The 17,678-nt window shown below is 48.0% G+C and carries 15 protein-coding genes; all 15 read left to right on the forward strand.

The annotated features are described in order from the left end of the window. Positions 1-31 precede the first annotated feature (31 nt). Positions 32-1,918 carry a DUF6020 family protein gene (locus tag B5E82_RS10365; RefSeq protein ID WP_087307480.1) on the forward strand — a complete coding sequence of 629 codons (1,887 nt, stop codon included), beginning with the start codon at positions 32-34 and terminating at the stop codon, positions 1,916-1,918. A gap of 15 nt (positions 1,919-1,933) precedes the next feature. Further along, a complete protein-coding gene (locus tag B5E82_RS10370) occupies positions 1,934-2,896 on the forward strand; it encodes a glycosyltransferase family 2 protein (protein WP_087307481.1) in 963 nt (320 codons plus the stop codon). 15 nt (positions 2,897-2,911) lie between these two features. Then, positions 2,912-4,693, forward strand: a complete 1,782-nt coding sequence (locus tag B5E82_RS10375) for a hypothetical protein (RefSeq protein ID WP_087307482.1) — start codon at positions 2,912-2,914, stop codon at positions 4,691-4,693. Next, positions 4,690-6,393, forward strand: coding sequence for a hypothetical protein (locus tag B5E82_RS10380; RefSeq protein WP_087307483.1), 1,704 nt, complete (start codon positions 4,690-4,692; stop codon positions 6,391-6,393). Before B5E82_RS10375 ends, B5E82_RS10380 begins: the two co-directional genes overlap by 4 nt. Further along, on the forward strand, positions 6,390-7,517 hold the full coding sequence (gene rffA, locus B5E82_RS10385) for a dTDP-4-amino-4,6-dideoxygalactose transaminase (protein WP_087307484.1): 1,128 nt from the start codon (positions 6,390-6,392) through the stop codon (positions 7,515-7,517). The genes B5E82_RS10380 and rffA overlap by 4 nt, the downstream gene beginning before the upstream one ends. Positions 7,518-7,557: 40 nt before the next feature. Further along, positions 7,558-8,283: a hypothetical protein gene (locus tag B5E82_RS10390; RefSeq protein WP_087307485.1), complete on the forward strand. Its 726-nt coding sequence runs from the start codon at positions 7,558-7,560 to the stop codon at positions 8,281-8,283. A gap of 102 nt (positions 8,284-8,385) precedes the next feature. Beyond that, entirely contained in the window at positions 8,386-9,132 is a 747-nt protein-coding gene (locus tag B5E82_RS10395) for an SDR family NAD(P)-dependent oxidoreductase (protein WP_087307486.1), read from the forward strand. Position 9,133: 1 nt separating this feature from the next. After that, positions 9,134-9,943, forward strand: a complete 810-nt coding sequence (locus B5E82_RS10400) for a transketolase (RefSeq protein ID WP_087307553.1) — start codon at positions 9,134-9,136, stop codon at positions 9,941-9,943. Further along, on the forward strand, positions 9,936-10,913 hold the full coding sequence (locus B5E82_RS10405; RefSeq protein ID WP_087307487.1) for a transketolase family protein: 978 nt from the start codon (positions 9,936-9,938) through the stop codon (positions 10,911-10,913). Before B5E82_RS10400 ends, B5E82_RS10405 begins: the two co-directional genes overlap by 8 nt. A 20-nt stretch (positions 10,914-10,933) precedes the next feature. Further along, positions 10,934-11,173: an acyl carrier protein gene (locus B5E82_RS10410; RefSeq protein WP_087163816.1), complete on the forward strand. Its 240-nt coding sequence runs from the start codon at positions 10,934-10,936 to the stop codon at positions 11,171-11,173. After that, complete coding sequence (locus tag B5E82_RS10415) at positions 11,157-12,569, forward strand: AMP-binding protein (RefSeq protein WP_242966308.1); 1,413 nt, start codon at positions 11,157-11,159, stop codon at positions 12,567-12,569. Before B5E82_RS10410 ends, B5E82_RS10415 begins: the two co-directional genes overlap by 17 nt. A gap of 39 nt (positions 12,570-12,608) precedes the next feature. Further along, entirely contained in the window at positions 12,609-13,700 is a 1,092-nt protein-coding gene (locus tag B5E82_RS10420; RefSeq protein ID WP_087163817.1) for a LuxE/PaaK family acyltransferase, read from the forward strand. 136 nt (positions 13,701-13,836) lie between these two features. Next, on the forward strand, positions 13,837-14,895 hold the full coding sequence (locus B5E82_RS10425; RefSeq protein ID WP_442911308.1) for an acyl-CoA reductase: 1,059 nt from the start codon (positions 13,837-13,839) through the stop codon (positions 14,893-14,895). Positions 14,896-15,014: 119 nt separating this feature from the next. After that, positions 15,015-16,502, forward strand: a complete 1,488-nt coding sequence (locus B5E82_RS10430; protein WP_140393126.1) for a hypothetical protein — start codon at positions 15,015-15,017, stop codon at positions 16,500-16,502. Next, the gene (locus B5E82_RS10435) at positions 16,492-17,673 is read left to right on the forward strand and encodes a hypothetical protein (protein ID WP_087307490.1); all 1,182 of its coding nucleotides are present in this window, start codon (positions 16,492-16,494) and stop codon (positions 17,671-17,673) included. The genes B5E82_RS10430 and B5E82_RS10435 overlap by 11 nt, the downstream gene beginning before the upstream one ends. Positions 17,674-17,678 lie beyond the last annotated feature (5 nt).

Here is a 17,678-nt window from a genome sequence, read left to right on the forward strand (position 1 = left end):
GGGCAGAAACTATAGAAAAGCAGGAGAAAGCATGACAAAAAGACGTTCCCGGACAGGAAATATCATAGCAGGGCTTGCGGCCTTTCTGGCGGTATGCGGTTTTAATCTGCTGTATCAGATCCGCTCGGAGAGCACCATGCTGTCCAACAGCGTCTTCTGTATGGCAGCTTTCGCAGCCTTCCTGTATCTGGGCATCCGTTTCTTCGCGGGAGAAGTGGACAGAAGACTGGCTGTGATCTCGCTTGCCGGAGGACTTCTCTTTTCGGCGATGACCTGCTTTGGCTTTTCGCTGAACTATACAGATACCATCTGGCAGCCAAATGTTTTTCCCGCGGTTCTGTGCCTGACTCCTTTTTTCGGAATCTGCACAGGCTTTGGCCTGCGGACGCTGGCGCAGGGAGGCTGCGCAGAGAAAAGGACGCTGGCAGGGGCTGAGGATAGCAGCAGGCCGGCAAAGCTGTGGAAAGATTTTTCCGCACGGGCATCCGGCCTTTCCGGCCGGAAATTCTATCTGCTCTGCTTTTGCGTCCTGTTCCTGTCCTGGATTCCGGTGCTTCTGGCAGCCTGGCCGGGAATCTTTTCCTATGACAGCGGCTGGCAGCTTGCTGCCTTTGTGGATGGAGATGTGACCGGACATCATCCGATCCTGCACACGGCCCTTCTGGGTGTGACGAGAATGCTTGGACGGGCGCTGTCCGAAACGGGACAGGCCGGAAACCAGACGGGTGCGCTTCTGTATTCGCTGCTTCAGATGCTTGTGATGGCGGCTCTTTACGCCAGAGTCTGCCTGTATCTGCGGCAGAGAAAAGCTCCGGGCTGGCTTCTTGTGGGAAGCATTCTCTTTCTGGGATTCCATCCGGCAAATAGCCTGATGGCCCTCTGCGCCACCAAGGACTCTATATTTACGGCGGTTTTTGCGGTTTTTGTGGTGGAGCTGCTGCAGATAGCGGAAGACAGGGAGGCCTTCTTTGCTTCCCGGAAAAGGCAGGCTGTGTTCTGCGTGACAGTATTTTTCCTGTTTGCCTTTCGTAATAACGGCTTTCACACCTTTTTGCTCTGTATTCCGTTTCTGCTCTTTGTGTTCCGCAGATTCTGGAAGAAAATGCTGCTGCTGGCGGTCATCTGCCTGGCCCTCTACGGCATTTATAACGGGCCATTCTATCATATGCTGGGAATCGAAGCAAGCGATCCCCGGGAAATGTGCAGTGTGCTGATGCAGTCAGCAGCCAGAGTTTACAATCTGGATAATCTGGGGCTTACCGAGGAGGAAAAAGAAGCATTTCTGTCTATCATAGATGAGGAAGGCATGAATTCCTATCTGTCCAGGTTTGCGGACCCGGTGAAAGCGTATTTTAACGGAGAAAAATTTGCGGAAGATCCGTGGCCGTTTCTGAAGGCCTGGCTTTCCGCGGGTATGAGACATAAAAAGATCTATATAGATTCTTTCCTGACAAACACCTTCGGCTATTGGTACCCCGGCAATTCTATCGAGGATACGGATAACGGAAGAGATTATTTTGAGTATTACTGCAAAGATTTCCGGGAAGATGTGGATGTGGAAATGGAATCAAAGCTTCCGGCCCTCTCAGAATTTTACCGGAAGATAGGAAATGAGGCTTCTTTCCAGAATGTTCCGGTAATTGCCGCCTCATTTAACCTGGGAGCATATACCTGGCTCTGGATCTTCGCCTGCCTGCTTGTCCTTTACCGGAAAAGCTGGAAAAGAGCGCTGGCGCTGGTGCCTTTCGGAGCTTATTTCCTGACAAACCTTCTGGGTCCTGTGGTGAAGATGCGTTATCATTACCCGTTTATCGCCTGCGCGCCTCTTCTTTTCTATCTGCTGTGGACCATGTGGAAGGAAGCAGGCAGCCAGAGAGACGGCGGTTCAGAGAGTATGCGGGAAGATGGAACATCATAGACGGAGGACGTATTTATGGATAAGATAGCGGTGCTTGTCCCCTGCTACAATGAAAGCAAAACGGTAAAAAAGGTCGTGGAGGACTTCCGGCGTGCGCTGCCGGAGGCTGTAGTATATGTCTACGACAATAATTCCACGGATGGAACCGCAGCGCTGGCGCTGGAGGCCGGCGCTGTGGTGCGGCATGAGTACCAGCAGGGAAAAGGCAATGTCATCCGCAGAATGTTCCGGGAGATCGAAGCGGAGGTCTACATCATGGTGGACGGCGACGACACCTATCCGGCGGAGGCTGCTCCCGAAATGGTGCGCAAAGTCGTGGAAGAACAGGCGGATATGGTGGTGGGCGACCGGCTTTCCTCTACCTATTACACGGAAAACAAGCGGCCCTTCCATAACTTCGGCAATTCCTTTGTGAAAAACTGCATCAATCGGTTTTTTGATACGAACATTCAGGATATTATGACCGGCTACCGGGCGTTCAGCTACCAGTTTGTGAAGACCTTCCCGGTACTTTCCAGGGGCTTTGAGATCGAGACCGAAATGAGCATTCACGCGGCAGACAAGCATATGCAGGTGGATCATGTGGTCATCGAATACCGGGACCGGCCGGAGGGAAGCGTATCAAAGCTGAATACCTTTTCTGACGGACTGAAGGTCTTAAGCCGGATCTTAAGTCTCTATAAGAACTATAAGCCTCTGGCTTTCTTTTCTCTGCTTTCGGGGATTCTGGCAGCGCTGTCGGTTGTGTTCCTGATTCCGATTCTGGTGGAATACTGGCAGACAGGCCTTGTGCCCCGGTTCCCGACCCTGATCGTCTGCGGCTTCGTGCTGATTGCCGCCCTGCAGTCTCTGTTCGCGGGGCTGGTGCTGCAGAGCATGGAGCAGAAGAACAAGCAGGATTTTGAGATGAGGCTGATTCAGGCCAAGGAGAGCTTTGAGAGAATCAGGGCGGAAGAAAAGAAAGAAACCATCGAATAGCAGGGAGGAAAAGACATGCAGCGAATGGGGACAAAAGCCCGTATGGCGGCAGCTTTTTTGCTTGCGCTTTTGATAACGGCAGTATATTTTGCCTTTGCGTATACCAGAATGCCGTTTATCTACGACATCAATGATGACGTGGCAATGCGGAATGTGGCGGCGGGAGTCATTACCGGCACCCCGGACGCCCATCTGATCTTTGTAAAATATGTTTTGGGAATATTGATCAGCGGTCTGTACAGAGGCTTTCCGGGATGGGACTGGTACGGAATCGTAATGATTGGAATTATTCTCTTTTCTCTGGCTGTGATCTTATACCGGGGACTGGCAGAGAAAAAGTCTATTATCTGGAAGATTGTCTACACAGCGGCAGCGCTGCTTCTTTTTACCTGCATCGGACTTCGGCATATTGCAGTGTTCCAGTGGACAGTGACGGCAGCCTTTGCCGGAGTGGCAGGAATTTTCCTGTTTTATACATCGACAACTGAAGACAGATTTCAAAATTTGTGTGAAGAGGGAGTCTCCGTTTTTCTCCTTCTTCTTTGTCTGTCCGTACGCGATTCTGTATTTATGATGGTGCTTCCGGCGGCAGCCCTGTGTTTCTGGTGGAGACACGGTTCTTTTCGTTGGGAAAAACTGCGCGCCGGAAAATGGCCCTTTGGGCTCCGCCACTGGGGCGTGCTTCTGGCTTTGATTCTGGGAACAGCGGCTGTTCTGGGCGTGGAGAAATACGCTTACCGTTCGCAGGAATGGCAGGAATTCCTTTCCTATAATACAGACCGCTCTACAATCATGGATTATTATGGCCTGAAAAACTACGAGGACAACCAGGAATTTTATGAATCCTTGGATTTGTCGCCGGAAGAAGTAGAGAATCTGCAGCGGTATTCCCTGTATCTCTGCGATGATCTTTACAGCGAAACCATGCATGAGCTGGCGGTGAACGCGCAGGAAGAATATAATCAGCAGTATTCTGCCCGCGACCGCCTGTATATGGGCGTGCAGAAGGTGCTGGAACATCTGACCAATGGATTTTACGCTCCTTTAAGCTATCTGAGCTACTTGGCGGCGGCAGCGGTTCTGATTCTGGGGCTCTGGAAAAATCGGAAGCAGTTTGCGTTGGCGCTTTTTATCAATGGAATTGTGGCCTTGTTCTGGCTGTATCTGGGCTTCCGTGGAAGGATTGTGGAACGGGTCTGCTACGGAATGTTCCTGCTTCAGCTTCTGAGCATGCTGGCCGTCGGCTGGGAAATCCTGCGCGGTCTGTTTCAGAACGAAAGCGGGCGCTCCGGCGCCGCCCGCTGGCTGTCAGGAGGAGCGGCGGCTGTCTGCTGCCTGCTTCTGGCCTGGGGAGCCGGGACGGAATGGAAGACAGTAGAGGGAACTGTGGGCTGGCGCAGCAGCTACAATGAGGAGTTCCTTGATGTCAACCGGTATATGGCAGAGCATATGGAAAATGTCTATTTTATGACAACTTTTTCCATTGAGACTTATACAGACAATTTTACGCTGCGCAGAGATTTTGATTTTACCAATCTTCTGTCTGTGGGCGGCTGGCATACGTTTTCCCCTCTGGAAAATGAAAAGTGCGGGAAGCTTGGCATATCTGACCCCAAGACAGATATTGTTGAAAAGGATCATGTATATGTGATATCATTAGAAAATGTAAATCTGAGGTATATGGACCGCTATTATACCAGCGTCTATGGAGACGATTATCTGGGCCGGGAGCTGGTGGACACCCTGGATTATGGAGAAAGGGTGTTTGAAGTGTATGATTTTGAGGTAAGGAAATGAATAAGAGTGTGAAGACGGAAAAGATTATATCTTTTGGCTTGTTTTTTATTTTCCTGGCAGTTGTTTTTCTGATGATACCGGTGACTTATGCCATCAATGACGATACCGCGATGAGGGACATTGCGTCTGGCGCCATGTCTGGGACCCCTGATTATCATCTGGTGTTTGTGAAAGCGGCGCTTGGAGCGCTGCTGAGTGCGGTTTATAGATATTTTCCAGGGATCGACTGGTATGGCCTGGTGTGGATGGGGCTTGTGATTTTATCAGCAGCGCTGATTTTGTGGAAGATTCTTAGTATCTGTGAAAAAAGAGGAAGAAATCTTTTGGCGGCATCCGTCCTGTTCCTTTCGGTGTTTGCACTGACAGGCCTGGGACATCTGGTTAGTTTTCAGTTTACGGTAGTAGCAGGAATTGTGGCTGGAACCGCGGTGTTTCTTTACTGTCTGGATGACAGCAGCGGGAAAAAGGAATATAGGATGGCGGCTCTGGTCATTCTGCTGATTTGGATTTCCTTCTGTGTCAGAGAAAATGTACTGCTGATGGCAGTGCCATTTGGCGGCTTAATTATCCTTTACAAAAAAGAGCCGGTTAAAAAGAAAGCACTCATGGCTTCCATCGCCTGTGCTGGTCTGGCTGGAATCATGGTTCTGGAAGTGTTTTCTTATTCCAGCGCGGAATGGAAATCTTACAAAGATTATAATACTGCGCGTTCGGTTATTTATGATTATTATGGCGTGCCCCCATATGAGGAGAACAGAGAGTTTTACGACAGCATAGGACTCCAGGAATATGATGTTGTCAATTTGGAGCGCTATCAGCTGGTATTTGTAGACGATCTGGAAAATGGGAAGATGCAGCAGATAGCTGATTATGCGGAGCAGCGTTACAGAGAACAGAACAGTCTGACTGCCCGGGTGATGGCGGGAGTCCGAATTGCAGTTCAGGGAGAGCTGGGAAAAGAGACGTTGGTTCTGAACCTTCTGGCGAAAGCTCTGGTCCTGCTGAATATTATTACAGGTATTCGGTACCGGAAGAAGGCGCTGTGGCTTGTCAATGCCGGGTTCCTGCTCTGTGAAGGCGCTTTGACCTTTTATCTGGGATATGAAGGAAGACTGCCTTCCAGAGTAATTGCGGCGCTGCTGATAATAGAATTTTTGGCGGCTCTTGCAGTTTTTTTCTCGGAACGGAGAAATGCAGTACCGGAGACGGCAAAAAAAATCCCAGGGTGGACCGCGGGACTCCTGATAGTGCTGCTGGCAGCTGCAGCGTGGCAGTTTACGGTTATTCGTGAAAGGCAGCTTCAGAGTACAGCGGCAAATCAGGAATATGAACTTTTACAGTCCTATTATCGCGAACACCCCGGACAGGTGTACTTTATACCTGCTACCTGGACAGCCGGGTATACAGAGAATTTCCATATTCGAAAGGAAGCGCGGCTTGATAATGGTTTCAGTCTGGGGGGATGGACCACGTTTCTTCCGGTACATGAACAGGGATTGAAGAAATTTGGAATTGAAGATGAGAATACGGCTCTGATTGAAAATGACAATGTGTATCTGATTTTCAATACACCATCAAGCAGAATTACCGCATACTATGAACAAAAATACGAGGATGTCCAGTGGACAGAGATAGATACGGCCCCGGTTTATGGAATGGAGGTCCCAGTATTTAAAATATCAGGAGGAGAAAGACGATGATTCCTTTTAATGTACCCCCTTGTGTGGGAACAGAATTACAGTATATCAAAGAAGCGATTGAGTCACATAAGATATGCGGGGACGGGGCGTTTACAAAAAAATGCAACGCCTGGCTGGAGGAGAGATTTGGAGCTCAGAAGGTTCTGCTGACGACCAGCGGGACTACAGCTCTTGACATGGCGGCTCTTTTGTGTGAACTGAAAGAGGGAGATGAAGTGATTCTCCCGAGCTATACTTTTTCCAGTACAGCTACCTCAGCAGTGCTGGGAGGAGCCAGACTTGTGTTCGTGGATATCCGGCCGGATACGATGAATATTGATGAGAAAAAGATAGAAGAAGCCATTACGGAGCGGACCAGAGCCATCATCGCCGTGCATTATGCAGGGGTAGCCTGTGAAATGGATACGATTATGGAAATCGCCCGCAAGTATAACCTGGTTGTAATTGAAGACGCGGCTCAGGGTGTTATGAGCACATACAAAGGCCGTGCTCTGGGGACCATAGGAGATTTTGGCTGCTATTCCTTCCATGAGACAAAAAACTATTCTATGGGAGAAGGCGGAGCTCTGGTGATCAACAATCCGGAATACAATGAGAGAGCAGAAATTCTTCGTGAAAAAGGAACAAACCGTTCCAAGTTCTTCCGCGGACAGGTAGACAAGTATACCTGGGTGGATTTTGGAGACAGCTATCTTCCGAGTGAGCTGAACGCGGCTTATCTGTGGGCTCAGCTTTGTGCTGCGGATGAGATTAATGAGAACCGTATGGCCAGCTGGAATCAGTATTATCAGGAACTGAAAGGTCTTGAGGAATCCGGCAGGATAGAGCTGCCTGTGATACCCGAAGGGTGCGTACATAATGCGCATATGTTTTATATCAAGTGTCGGGATCTGGAGGAGAGAACGAGTTTTATCTCGTACATGAAAGAAGAAGGAATTCTGACAGTGTTTCATTATATTCCGCTGCACTCTGCGCCGGCGGGCCTGAAATATGGGCGGTTTTCCGGGAAAGACCTGTACACGACGAAAGAAAGTGAGCGGCTGGTGCGTCTGCCCATGTATTATGGACTGGAGCAGGAAAAAATAGAGTTTATCTGTGAAAAAATAAAAAACTTTTACAGATAATTCACTGCCTGAGAAGGCAGAAAGAGAAAGGCTGAAGAAAATGAAGATAACAGACGCGTTCTGGGAAAAACGAAATCTGGGTGTAGATGTGACAGAGATTCAGTGTGCAGCATCGGACAGCAGAGAGGAACTGAAAGAAGCGCTTGCCGGAATTAAGACTCCTTATTCTGTATGTAAGGTTCCCGGAGGAGCTGCGGGGCTGCTTTTATGTGCGCAGGAGCAGGGATATCAGGTAATAGAGATGAGTATTGGGCTGGAAATTGGGCTTAGAGAACTGACTCTTCCTGCTGTATACAGGCGATTTGAACAGGAAATTGTTGTAAAAGAAGCCGACAGAGAACAGAGGGAGAGTATTCTGAGAGAAATAGAATCGGGAGATATTTTTGAGACTGACCGCATAGCTTTAGACCCTTATTTCGGAAAAGAAATGGCTGGAAAACGGTACGCGAACTGGTCCCGGGATCTTCTCGAGCAGAACGGACATGTATGTGTTGGATATTATAAAGATACGCCAGCTGCTTTTGGAGTAAACATTGATAAGGAAAATGCAGTCTGTGACGCTGTCCTGGGAGGAATGCTGAATCATGGAGGAAGGGCTGGACTTGGCTTTCTGTCTCTTTTTACGAACCTGTATTCTGCCAGAGAGCGCGGGAATGTAAAAGTGAAGACACATGTATCGTCCAATAACCAGGCAATTATTCATCTGCATCTGCAGTTTGGCTATCGGATTAATGAGATGCAGTATGTGCTGATTCGGCATCAGTAAACAGATACTCGGAGATGGCGACCGGTATGAATTGACATCAGGGATAATAGCGGTTAAAATCATACTGAGTTTGTGAGAAAGAGAATTCAGGAGAAGAGGCTTATGCTTACAGGAAAGAATGTTCTGATTACAGGTTCAAACAGAGGAATTGGAAAAGCTTTTGTGGAAGCTTTCGCGAAGCGGCAATGTAATATCTGGGCATGCGCGAGAAAGCACAGTGAGGAATTTGAGACCCAGATGGCTGAAATTGCGTCTCAAAATGGAGTATGGATTAGACCAGTTTATTTTGAATTGACAGACAGTGAAGAGATGAAGGCGGCAATAAAGCAGGTGCTGAAATCGGGAGAAAATATAGATGTCCTGATTAATAATGCAGGGATTGCCCATGGCGGATTGTTTTCAATGACCAGAATGCAGACGATCCGGGAGGTATTTGATATTAATGTATTTGCGCCGATGGAGCTGGCGCAGCTTGTGCTGAGAAAAATGATGCGGCAGAAATCCGGAAGCATTATTAACATGTCTTCTGTCGCGGCGCTTAATGTCAGGGCGGGAAATTCTGCATACGGAACCAGCAAGGCTGCGGTGAAAGCCTGGACGGCAGTGCTGGGGGCAGAGACAGCCCAGTATGGAATACGGGTAAACGCTATCGCGCCAAGTCTGACCGATACGGATATGGGTCGAACGGTACAGGAAAATGCAGGAGAAAACAGGCTTCTTCCCTCTGCGATGGGACGTATGGCAAAGGCGGAGGAGATCGCCAATGTGGCTGTTTTTCTTGCATCGGATGAAGCCTCTTTTGTAAATGGAGAGACCATTGTAGTGAATGGAGGTGGTGACTGTGATTGAAATGAATACAGAATTATATAAACGGATAGAAACTGCCGCGCATAATATGCGGGAGAATATGCTGGAAATGACTCTGCATGCAGGAGCCAGCGGGGCTCATATAGGCGGCGCTCTTTCTTCGGCTGATATAGTTGCTGTGCTCTACTGCGGAATTATGGACAGACCGGGGAAGCAGGATCATTTTGTGCTGAGCAAAGGCCACTGTGCCCTGGTTCAGTATGCGGCTCTCTGCGAGACCGGCGTAATTTCCAGAGAAGAGCTGATGACCTTTGAAGACAATGGCGGGATGTTCCCGGCTCATCCGGTGATGCATGATGAGATAGGAATTGAGCTGTCAAGCGGCAGCCTGGGGCTTGGCCTGGGATTCGGCATCGGTCTGGCGCTGGCGGATAAAAAGAAGGAGACACAGGCAAAGACATTTGTCCTGCTTGGCAACGGAGAATGCAACGAAGGCAGCGTATGGGAAGCCGTCATGCAGGCGCCCAAGCTGGGTCTGGACAATCTGATTGCGATTATGGACAATAACCACCTGCAGCTGGATGGGGAAGCGGAAAAAATCGTTCCGCAGGCACATATTGCGGAAAGCTTCCGTTCTTTTGGCTGGGAAGTCTTTGAGATAAACGGACATGATATCCGGGCTGTCTATGAGACCCTTGCCGGACTTGCGGCGGATGGCAGGCCAAAAATGATTGTGGCGGATACGGTAAAAGGAAAGGGCGTTTCCTTCATGGAGAATCAGGTGAAATACCATCATGCAGGACTTACCCAGGAGCAGTATAATCAGGCGATGGAGGAATTGAAAAATGATTGATATTTCGGCGGAAAACGTTGCCCTCTGGTCAAGAATAAGTTCAAGAAAGACATTTGGCCTGGTTTTGGACGAGCTGGCCTGTGAGTATCCGGATTTGATGGTGCTTGTGGCGGACGTGGCAGATTCCGCAGGCCTGGGAGATTTTGAAAAAAACCATCCGGATCAGTTCCTGAATGTAGGAATTGCGGAGCAGAATATGACTGCCATTGCGGCAGGCCTGGCGAAATCAGGATATCAGGTTTTTGCAGTATCCTTTGCGCCATTTGCTTCCATGCGGTGCTTTGAAGTGCTGCGCACCTATCTGGGGTATATGAATCTGAATGTGACGGTAGTGGGAATCGCCAGCGGACTGAGCATGGGAACAGCAGGCAATACCCATTACGGACTGGAAGATCTGGCGCTTGCAAGGACGATTCCGAATATGACTGTGGTATCACCGGCAGACTGCACGGAGACCGCGAAGGCTGTGGAAGCTCTTCTGGAGCATAAAGGACCGGCATATCTGAGACTGACGGGTGTGAATGGAAACCAGCCGGTGTATAAGGAGAATTATGATTTCCGGCTGGGCAGAGCCACAAAAGTCAGAGAGGGAACGGATGTGGCGATTGTGGCCACGGGAACCATGGTGTATGAGTCTCTTCGTGCCACAAGAAAGCTTCAGAAAGACGGAATTTCCTGTACAATTATAGATATGAGCACGGTGAAGCCGCTGGATGAGGAGATTCTGGAAGAAGTGTTCGATTCGCACAGACTTGTTGTGACAATTGAAGAGCATACAGTCATCGGAGGACTGGGTTCTGCTGTGGCTGAATATAAAGCAAGGTACAATAAGGATACCCGGCTGGAGATGATGGGACTTCCGGACAGCTTTGGAAAAGCGGGAACCTATGCGTGGCTGCTGGACTATCATAAATTGTCAGCCCGTCACATTGCGGACAGAATCACGGACGCGTATAAAAAGTTGGATTAAATTGCAGGAGGAAAACAGCAATGACAAATAAAGAAAAATATGTAAATGCTTTTACGGAGACCTTTGATATTACGGAGGAAGAGACACAGGGACTTCAGTATTCCGGGATCGCAGCCTGGGATTCTGTAGGCCACATGTCTCTTGTGGCAGCTCTTGAGGATGCTTTTGATATTATGATGGATACAGATGACATTATTGATTTCAGCTCTTTTGAAAAGGGAATGGAAATTCTGAGTGAAAAATATGATGTGGAATTTTAATGAGTTTTTGGATAATACTGCGCTGCGTTCTGATGATGGAACGCAGCTGACATACAGAGAACTGGGAGAAGAGACAGGGCGGCTCGCGTCGGCGATTGGGAAACGCTGCCTTGTTTTTTCCATGTGCAGCAATACGGAAGGCTCTGTTATCGGATATGTGAGCTTTATACAGAACAGAATTGTTCCGGTTCTTTTGAATGCCCATCTGGATCAGGAACTGCTGGAGGCGCTTCTGGAAAAGTATAATCCGGCATTTCTGTGGATGCCTGATGCAATGACGGAAAAGTTCCCCGGATTTCAGTGCGTTTATCAGAGCAGAGGATACTCTCTGCTGAAGACGGACTATGAAAAGTCCTGGCCTCTTTATGAAGAACTGGGTCTGCTTCTTACCACGTCAGGATCTACAGGCAGTCCCAAGTTTGTCAGACAAAGCTATAAAAATATTGAAGTAAATACCCGTCAGATCGCGGAATATCTGGAACTTGACCAGGAGGAAAGGGCGATCACCACGCTGCCTATGAATTACACTTATGGTCTGTCCATTATCAACAGCCATCTGCTGGTGGGCGCAGAAATCCTGCTTACGGATAAGACCATGATGGAGAGAGGATTCTGGTCCTTTATGAAGGAGCAGAAGGCGACTTCTTTCGGAGGAGTGCCTTATACCTATGAAATGCTGGATAAGCTGAGATTTTTCCGTATGGACCTTCCGGATCTGAAGACAATGACACAGGCCGGCGGCAAGCTGATTCCGGAACTCCACAAGAAATTCGCGGAATATGCGGCGGAGAAGGGCAAGCGTTTTATTGTCATGTACGGCCAGTGTGAGGCTACGGCCCGGATGGGATATCTGCCCGCGGATAAGGCTGTGGAAAAATGCGGGTCTATGGGCATCGCCATTCCGGGAGGCGTGTTCCATTTGATTGATGTAAATGGAGAAGCGGTCACGGAACCCCATGTAACCGGGGAACTGGTATATGAAGGGGAAAATGTGACTCTGGGATATGCGGAGTGCGGAGAAGATCTGAGTAAGGGAGACGAAAGAAACGGCTTCCTTCAGACAGGAGATATGGCGCAGTTTGACGAGGACGGCTATTATTATATTGTCGGACGCAGAAAGAGATTTCTGAAAATATATGGAAACCGTGTAAACCTGGATGAAGTGGACCGGATGATCAAGGGAAAATTTGAAAATCTGGAATGTGCCAGCGCCGGAGTGGATGACCACATGTACCTCTTTGTGACAGACGAAGCTTATGGGGAACAGGTGAAAGAGTTTGTGGTTGCGAAGACCGGACTGAACCAGGCGGCATTTAAGGTGATTGTCGTAGACAGCATTCCGAAAAATGACGCCGGAAAAACGCTTTACAGGGAACTGGAAAAATATTATAAGTAGTCAGATACAGCCCTGTATCAAAGGTAAGGGAGCAGAAAGATGAATTTTGAAGACATGCTGCAGACAAGTCCATATTCTTTAGATAAGGAGGAAAAAGGCCGCTTTCTGACAGAGAGGCTGGGAGAGCTTACAGAAAAACATAGAGAAAGCTGCCCCCAGTACAGAAACATGCTGGAAAGCGCAGGCTATGACAGCCAGAAGCTTTGCAGCTATAAAGAGCTGCCGTTTCTTCCGGTGCGCCTCTTTAAAGAACTGGAACTGCGAAGCGTTCCGAAGGAAGAGGTGGTAAAGACCATGACCTCTTCGGGAACGACCGGACAGGCCGTCTCGAAAATCTATCTGGATCGGGTAACCTCCGCAAATCAGCAGAAGGTTATGGTAAAAATCGTTTCTGATTTTACAGGAAGCAGCAGAATGCCCATGATTATTCTGGACTGTCCATCCGTGGTAAAAAACCGTCAGATGTTTTCCGCCCGGGGAGCCGGGATTCTGGGATTTTCCATTTTCGGCGCAAAACGAATCTACGCGCTGGATGATGATATGAAGCTGGATGTGGATGGTTTGAAGGCTTTTCTTGAGAAGTATCAGGGCCAGAGAATTTTTCTTTTTGGCTTTACATTTATGATCTGGCAGCATTTTTATAAGGAGCTGGTGCGCCTGAAAGAGGAAGGCATTACTTTCGATCTGTCGGAGGGAGTCCTGATTCATGGCGGCGGCTGGAAAAAGCTGATAAACGAAGCTGTCAGTCCGCAGGAATTCGGGCAGCGCCTGCAGGAGGTCTGTGGTCTCCGCCATGTACACGATTATTACGGCATGGTAGAGCAGACAGGCTGCATTTACATGGAATGTGAGTGCGGACATCTTCATGCGAGCAATTTTTCTGATGTGATTGTAAGACGGCCGCTGGATTTTGCAGAATGTGAAATGGGGGAAAAGGGAATCATTCAGGTGGTTTCCACCCTTCCGGAATCCTATCCGGGACATTCGCTTCTCACAGAGGATGAGGGAGTGGTGCTTGGAGAGGATGACTGCCCCTGCGGCAGAAAAGGAAAATATTTCAAAGTAATCGGCAGGCTCAAAAATGCTGAGATACGGGGGTGCAGCGATACCTATGCAGAAAAGTTTAGATAAAGAAAATTTGCAGGGAATTCAATACCTGGCAGGCAGTGAAGAGATTCTTGCACACATGCCGGAAGTGGAAGCGAGGGAACCTTTTTGCGGAGAAATTGAAGAGTTTCTGAATTTCCTGTCCAAAACACTTCTTTCCATGCCGGAAGCAAAGCTGTATCCGGATGTGGTAACCTTTGCCTTCTGGATTCGCAGATCGTCAGTGAAAAAGCTGGCAGAGCGTTTCCAGGCAGAAGAGAACTGTATACACCTGGGAAGAGGAGTGGCTTTCCACATTGCTCCGTCCAATGTGGCGGTTAATTATGCCTATTCCTTTGCGGCAGGTTTTATGACGGGGAACGCCAATGTGGTCCGCATTCCGTCTAAAGATTTTCCGCAGATTTCCATTATCAACAAAGCGGTAAATATGGCTCTGGAACAGTACCCGGCCTGCCGGCCCTACATCTGTTTTGTGCGTTACGGGAGAGAGCAGAGAATCAATGACGCGCTTTCTTCTATTGCGGATACCCGGATTGTCTGGGGCGGCGACCGTACAATCGCAGAGCTGAGAAAATCACCGCTTGGCCCCAGAGCATCGGAAATTACTTTTGCGGACAGATATTCTCTGGCGGTAATTGACAGCGACGCCTATCTGGCAGCGGATAATCAGCCGAGGATTGCGGATGATTTTTATAACGATACTTATCTGACGGACCAGAATGCCTGTACCAGTCCAAGGCTTGTAGTCTGGTGCGGTTCCCAGACTGCCCGGGCCAAGGAACGTTTCTGGAGCCTTCTTCTGGAGAGAGTTCAGAAAAAGTACGAATTTCAGTCCATTCAGGGAGTCAACAAGCTGACAAATGCTTTTCTGGCAGCGGCAGCCCAGGAAGGCACACATATGATATCCTGCGGCGATAACCGGCTTGTCAGGATTTCCCTGGACCATCTTTTCGAAGGATTGATGGATTTCCGGGGAGATTCCGGATATTTTTATGAATATGACTGTCAGGATATCTGCGATTTAAAAGCTGTCTGCGATGACACTCACTGCCAGACGGTTTCCTACATCGGTGATCCGCAGATGTTTCTGCCGCTTTTGAAGACAGGAGTCCGCGGCATTGACCGTATCGTTCCGGTGGGAAAAACCATGGATTTTGATCTGATCTGGGATGGATATAATCTGTATGAGAGGCTGACCAGAACTATCCATATTTCATAAATGGAAGGAATTGTGATATGAGGCATAAAAAACTGCAGACAGCATTATATGCTGTTTTAGTCCTGCTTCCCTTTTTGTGGGTTTTATGCATTCTGTTTTGTAATGGATTTAAATTTGAATTGTCTATTCTGCAGCCTGTCTGGAACGATGAAATTGGATGGTACAATCAGGTAGCCGCAGTGATTGAATATGGGAAGCCTCTGGGGTATTATGGGTATAATGGCACGCATGCCCAGATAGGTACCTGGGGAGCCTGGGGGATTGCGCCGCTGCTGCCTTATGCGGCTTTTGGGAAAATATTCGGCTGGGGACTTTCGTCAATGGCTTTGGCAAATATTTTCTTTCTGTGTCTGGCGATGCTGCTGTTAGTTATTATGACGAGGCCTTCTGTTACACAGACCCTGTGGTTAATTTTGTTATACAGCTGCAGCTTTATTACTATCGGATACTCCCTGACTTCTATGTCGGAAGGACTGCGATATTCTCTGGCTGTTATTTTGACAGGGGCATTGCTATGGCTGGAGCGCTGTACAAGAGAAAAAAAGCGTTTTTCCAGAAGGGAATTGTGCGGATGTATAGCCTTTGCGCTGTTCCTTTTTTATGCAATCCAGGTGTATCTGGTTTTTGTACTTGTAGTTCCGGTGTATTGCTGGTATATTTTCAGGAAAGTACAGTTTGACAATGCAGATAGAAAAAAGCAGATTTTGTTATTTTCAGGGAAAATCGTGGCAATTACAGCTGTTACCGGTGTTGTAACAGTTATTGCAAACAGGCTGGTAACAAGCGTCTGCGCGCCTTATGTTGATTCCACTATTACAACTATTTTCAAACAGATTTCAGAAAATGGAATTTATCATGGTCTATGCTTTTTCCTGGAAAACTTTATGCAGAATCTGAGAACGGCAGACTTGTTTTCCATACTTTCGGTATCCTCGGATACTTACGGAGTCTTGTCCTGGTTCTTTATCAACTACCTGGTAATCCTGTTTATTCTGCTGTTTGATTTAATAAGAAAAAGAAGGCAGCTCAAAGAGAACAGATCTTACTGTTATGAGGCGGCATTTTTTATGACCGGCTTTCTGATAGGATATTGTGCGCTTTATACAGGTCAGGAGTGGACATTGTGCAGGGGAATCAATACTGGATTGATTATGGCGCTGATCTATCTGAGCTTTGTAAAAAAGGAAAATTTGAAAATTCTTATCCTGTTGATGACAGTGTTTGAGATTACAAGTGTTTGGGGATATTACAGCTCTATGGCAGATGAAAGGTTTGCAGCTTCTCAGAATGAGAATATCATCGAAGAAGAGAAAGCAGCTTTGGCAGAGGTGATTGAGCTGGATGTAAACGCGGAACCCTGGGAAAATACAGTGGCCACTTATGGAGATGTGGATTTCAGATATCTGGCCCTGCCTGCCGGTTACGGTTCAAATTATATGCTTGATCTGGAAATCAATAAAACGGCAGGATACGCAGTTATTACACAGGGAGAAGAGTATACTGGAGAGATGAAAAACAAGCTCGAGGAGGAAGGGCATAAGGTCCTTTTGGAAGATGAGTATTTTGTGGTCCTGAAAAATGAGAGGCAGCGCAGCTATGAAGAATGAAAAAAGAAGCCTGATTGTAGCAACATTTTTTGCAGTATTTCTTTTTGTAATTACCTATCAGGTGATTATGGGAGCAGTAAGAAATCCATACAGCGATTATCTGGGACATGCAGAGAATGCGGAACTGCTTCTGCAGTCCGGGCTTGGACCTGTATTGAAGGAAATCGGATATCCTTTTTGGGCCTTTTTGGTGGCCGGAATTATGAAATTGTCTGGAGCTCCGGCTTATGAGGCATCTGCGATTGCAGGAGGTCTTTTAAATGCTTTCACTTACGTGCTGGTATTTTCTTATCTGGCAAAGGAGTGTAAAGAAGAACGCCTGGGGATTGCAGCGCTCACCTGGTTTTTACTCCTTGTGGGGCCCTTTTATATTCCATGGTACAATCCTGATGTATACAATGGCCAGGTGACACCGAATATCTGGCACAACCCTACTACGATTTGTGTCAGACCCTTTGCTTTTCTGGCTTTTCTGCTGATTCTGAGAGTTTTAAAGGAGTATGAAGAGGAGCAGAAAAAGCTCAGTGCCAAGACCTGGCTTCTGCTGGCGGTGTGTCTGGTGCTTTGCAACCTGGCCAAACCGAGCTTCGTTCAGATTGCTGTCCCGGGACTGGCAGTTTATCTGCTTATTCTTCTGATTCGAACCAGAGGAAAAGCATTTGGCTTCTGTTTTCAGACGGCCTCTGCATTTGTACCGTGCGTCTGTGTAATGCTGTGGCAGATGATTGTATCCTTTGGCACATCCAGCTCAGCAGAGGGCGGGATTGAAATTGCCTGGTTTGATGTTATGGGAGCGTCTTCTCCCAGCATCCCCTTTTCCATGCTTTTGGGATACCTGTTCCCGCTTTATATTATTCTGACCAATCTGCGTATTATGAAAGAGCGGGATATGCAGGTGACGTTTTTTATGTGGTTTGCCGGTTTTCTGGAGGCGGCGGCGCTGGCGGAGACAGGCTACCGGCGCTATCACGGGAACTTTGGCTGGGGATATGTGCTGGCGACGTTTCTGGTGTATGTAATGACATTCCGGTATTTTTTGAAGCGCAACCGGGAATATGACTATCAGAATCTGAAGGACCGAATCTTTGTCCTGGGCGGCTGGGTGATTTTTGCGCTGCAGCTGTTTATAGGGATTTATTACATAAGCACTTTTTTTATTCCGGTCGGATAGATCGG

The organism is Lachnoclostridium sp. An138 (assembly GCF_002160765.1).
In the GTDB taxonomy this organism is placed as follows: domain Bacteria; phylum Bacillota; class Clostridia; order Lachnospirales; family Lachnospiraceae; genus Laedolimicola; species Laedolimicola faecalis.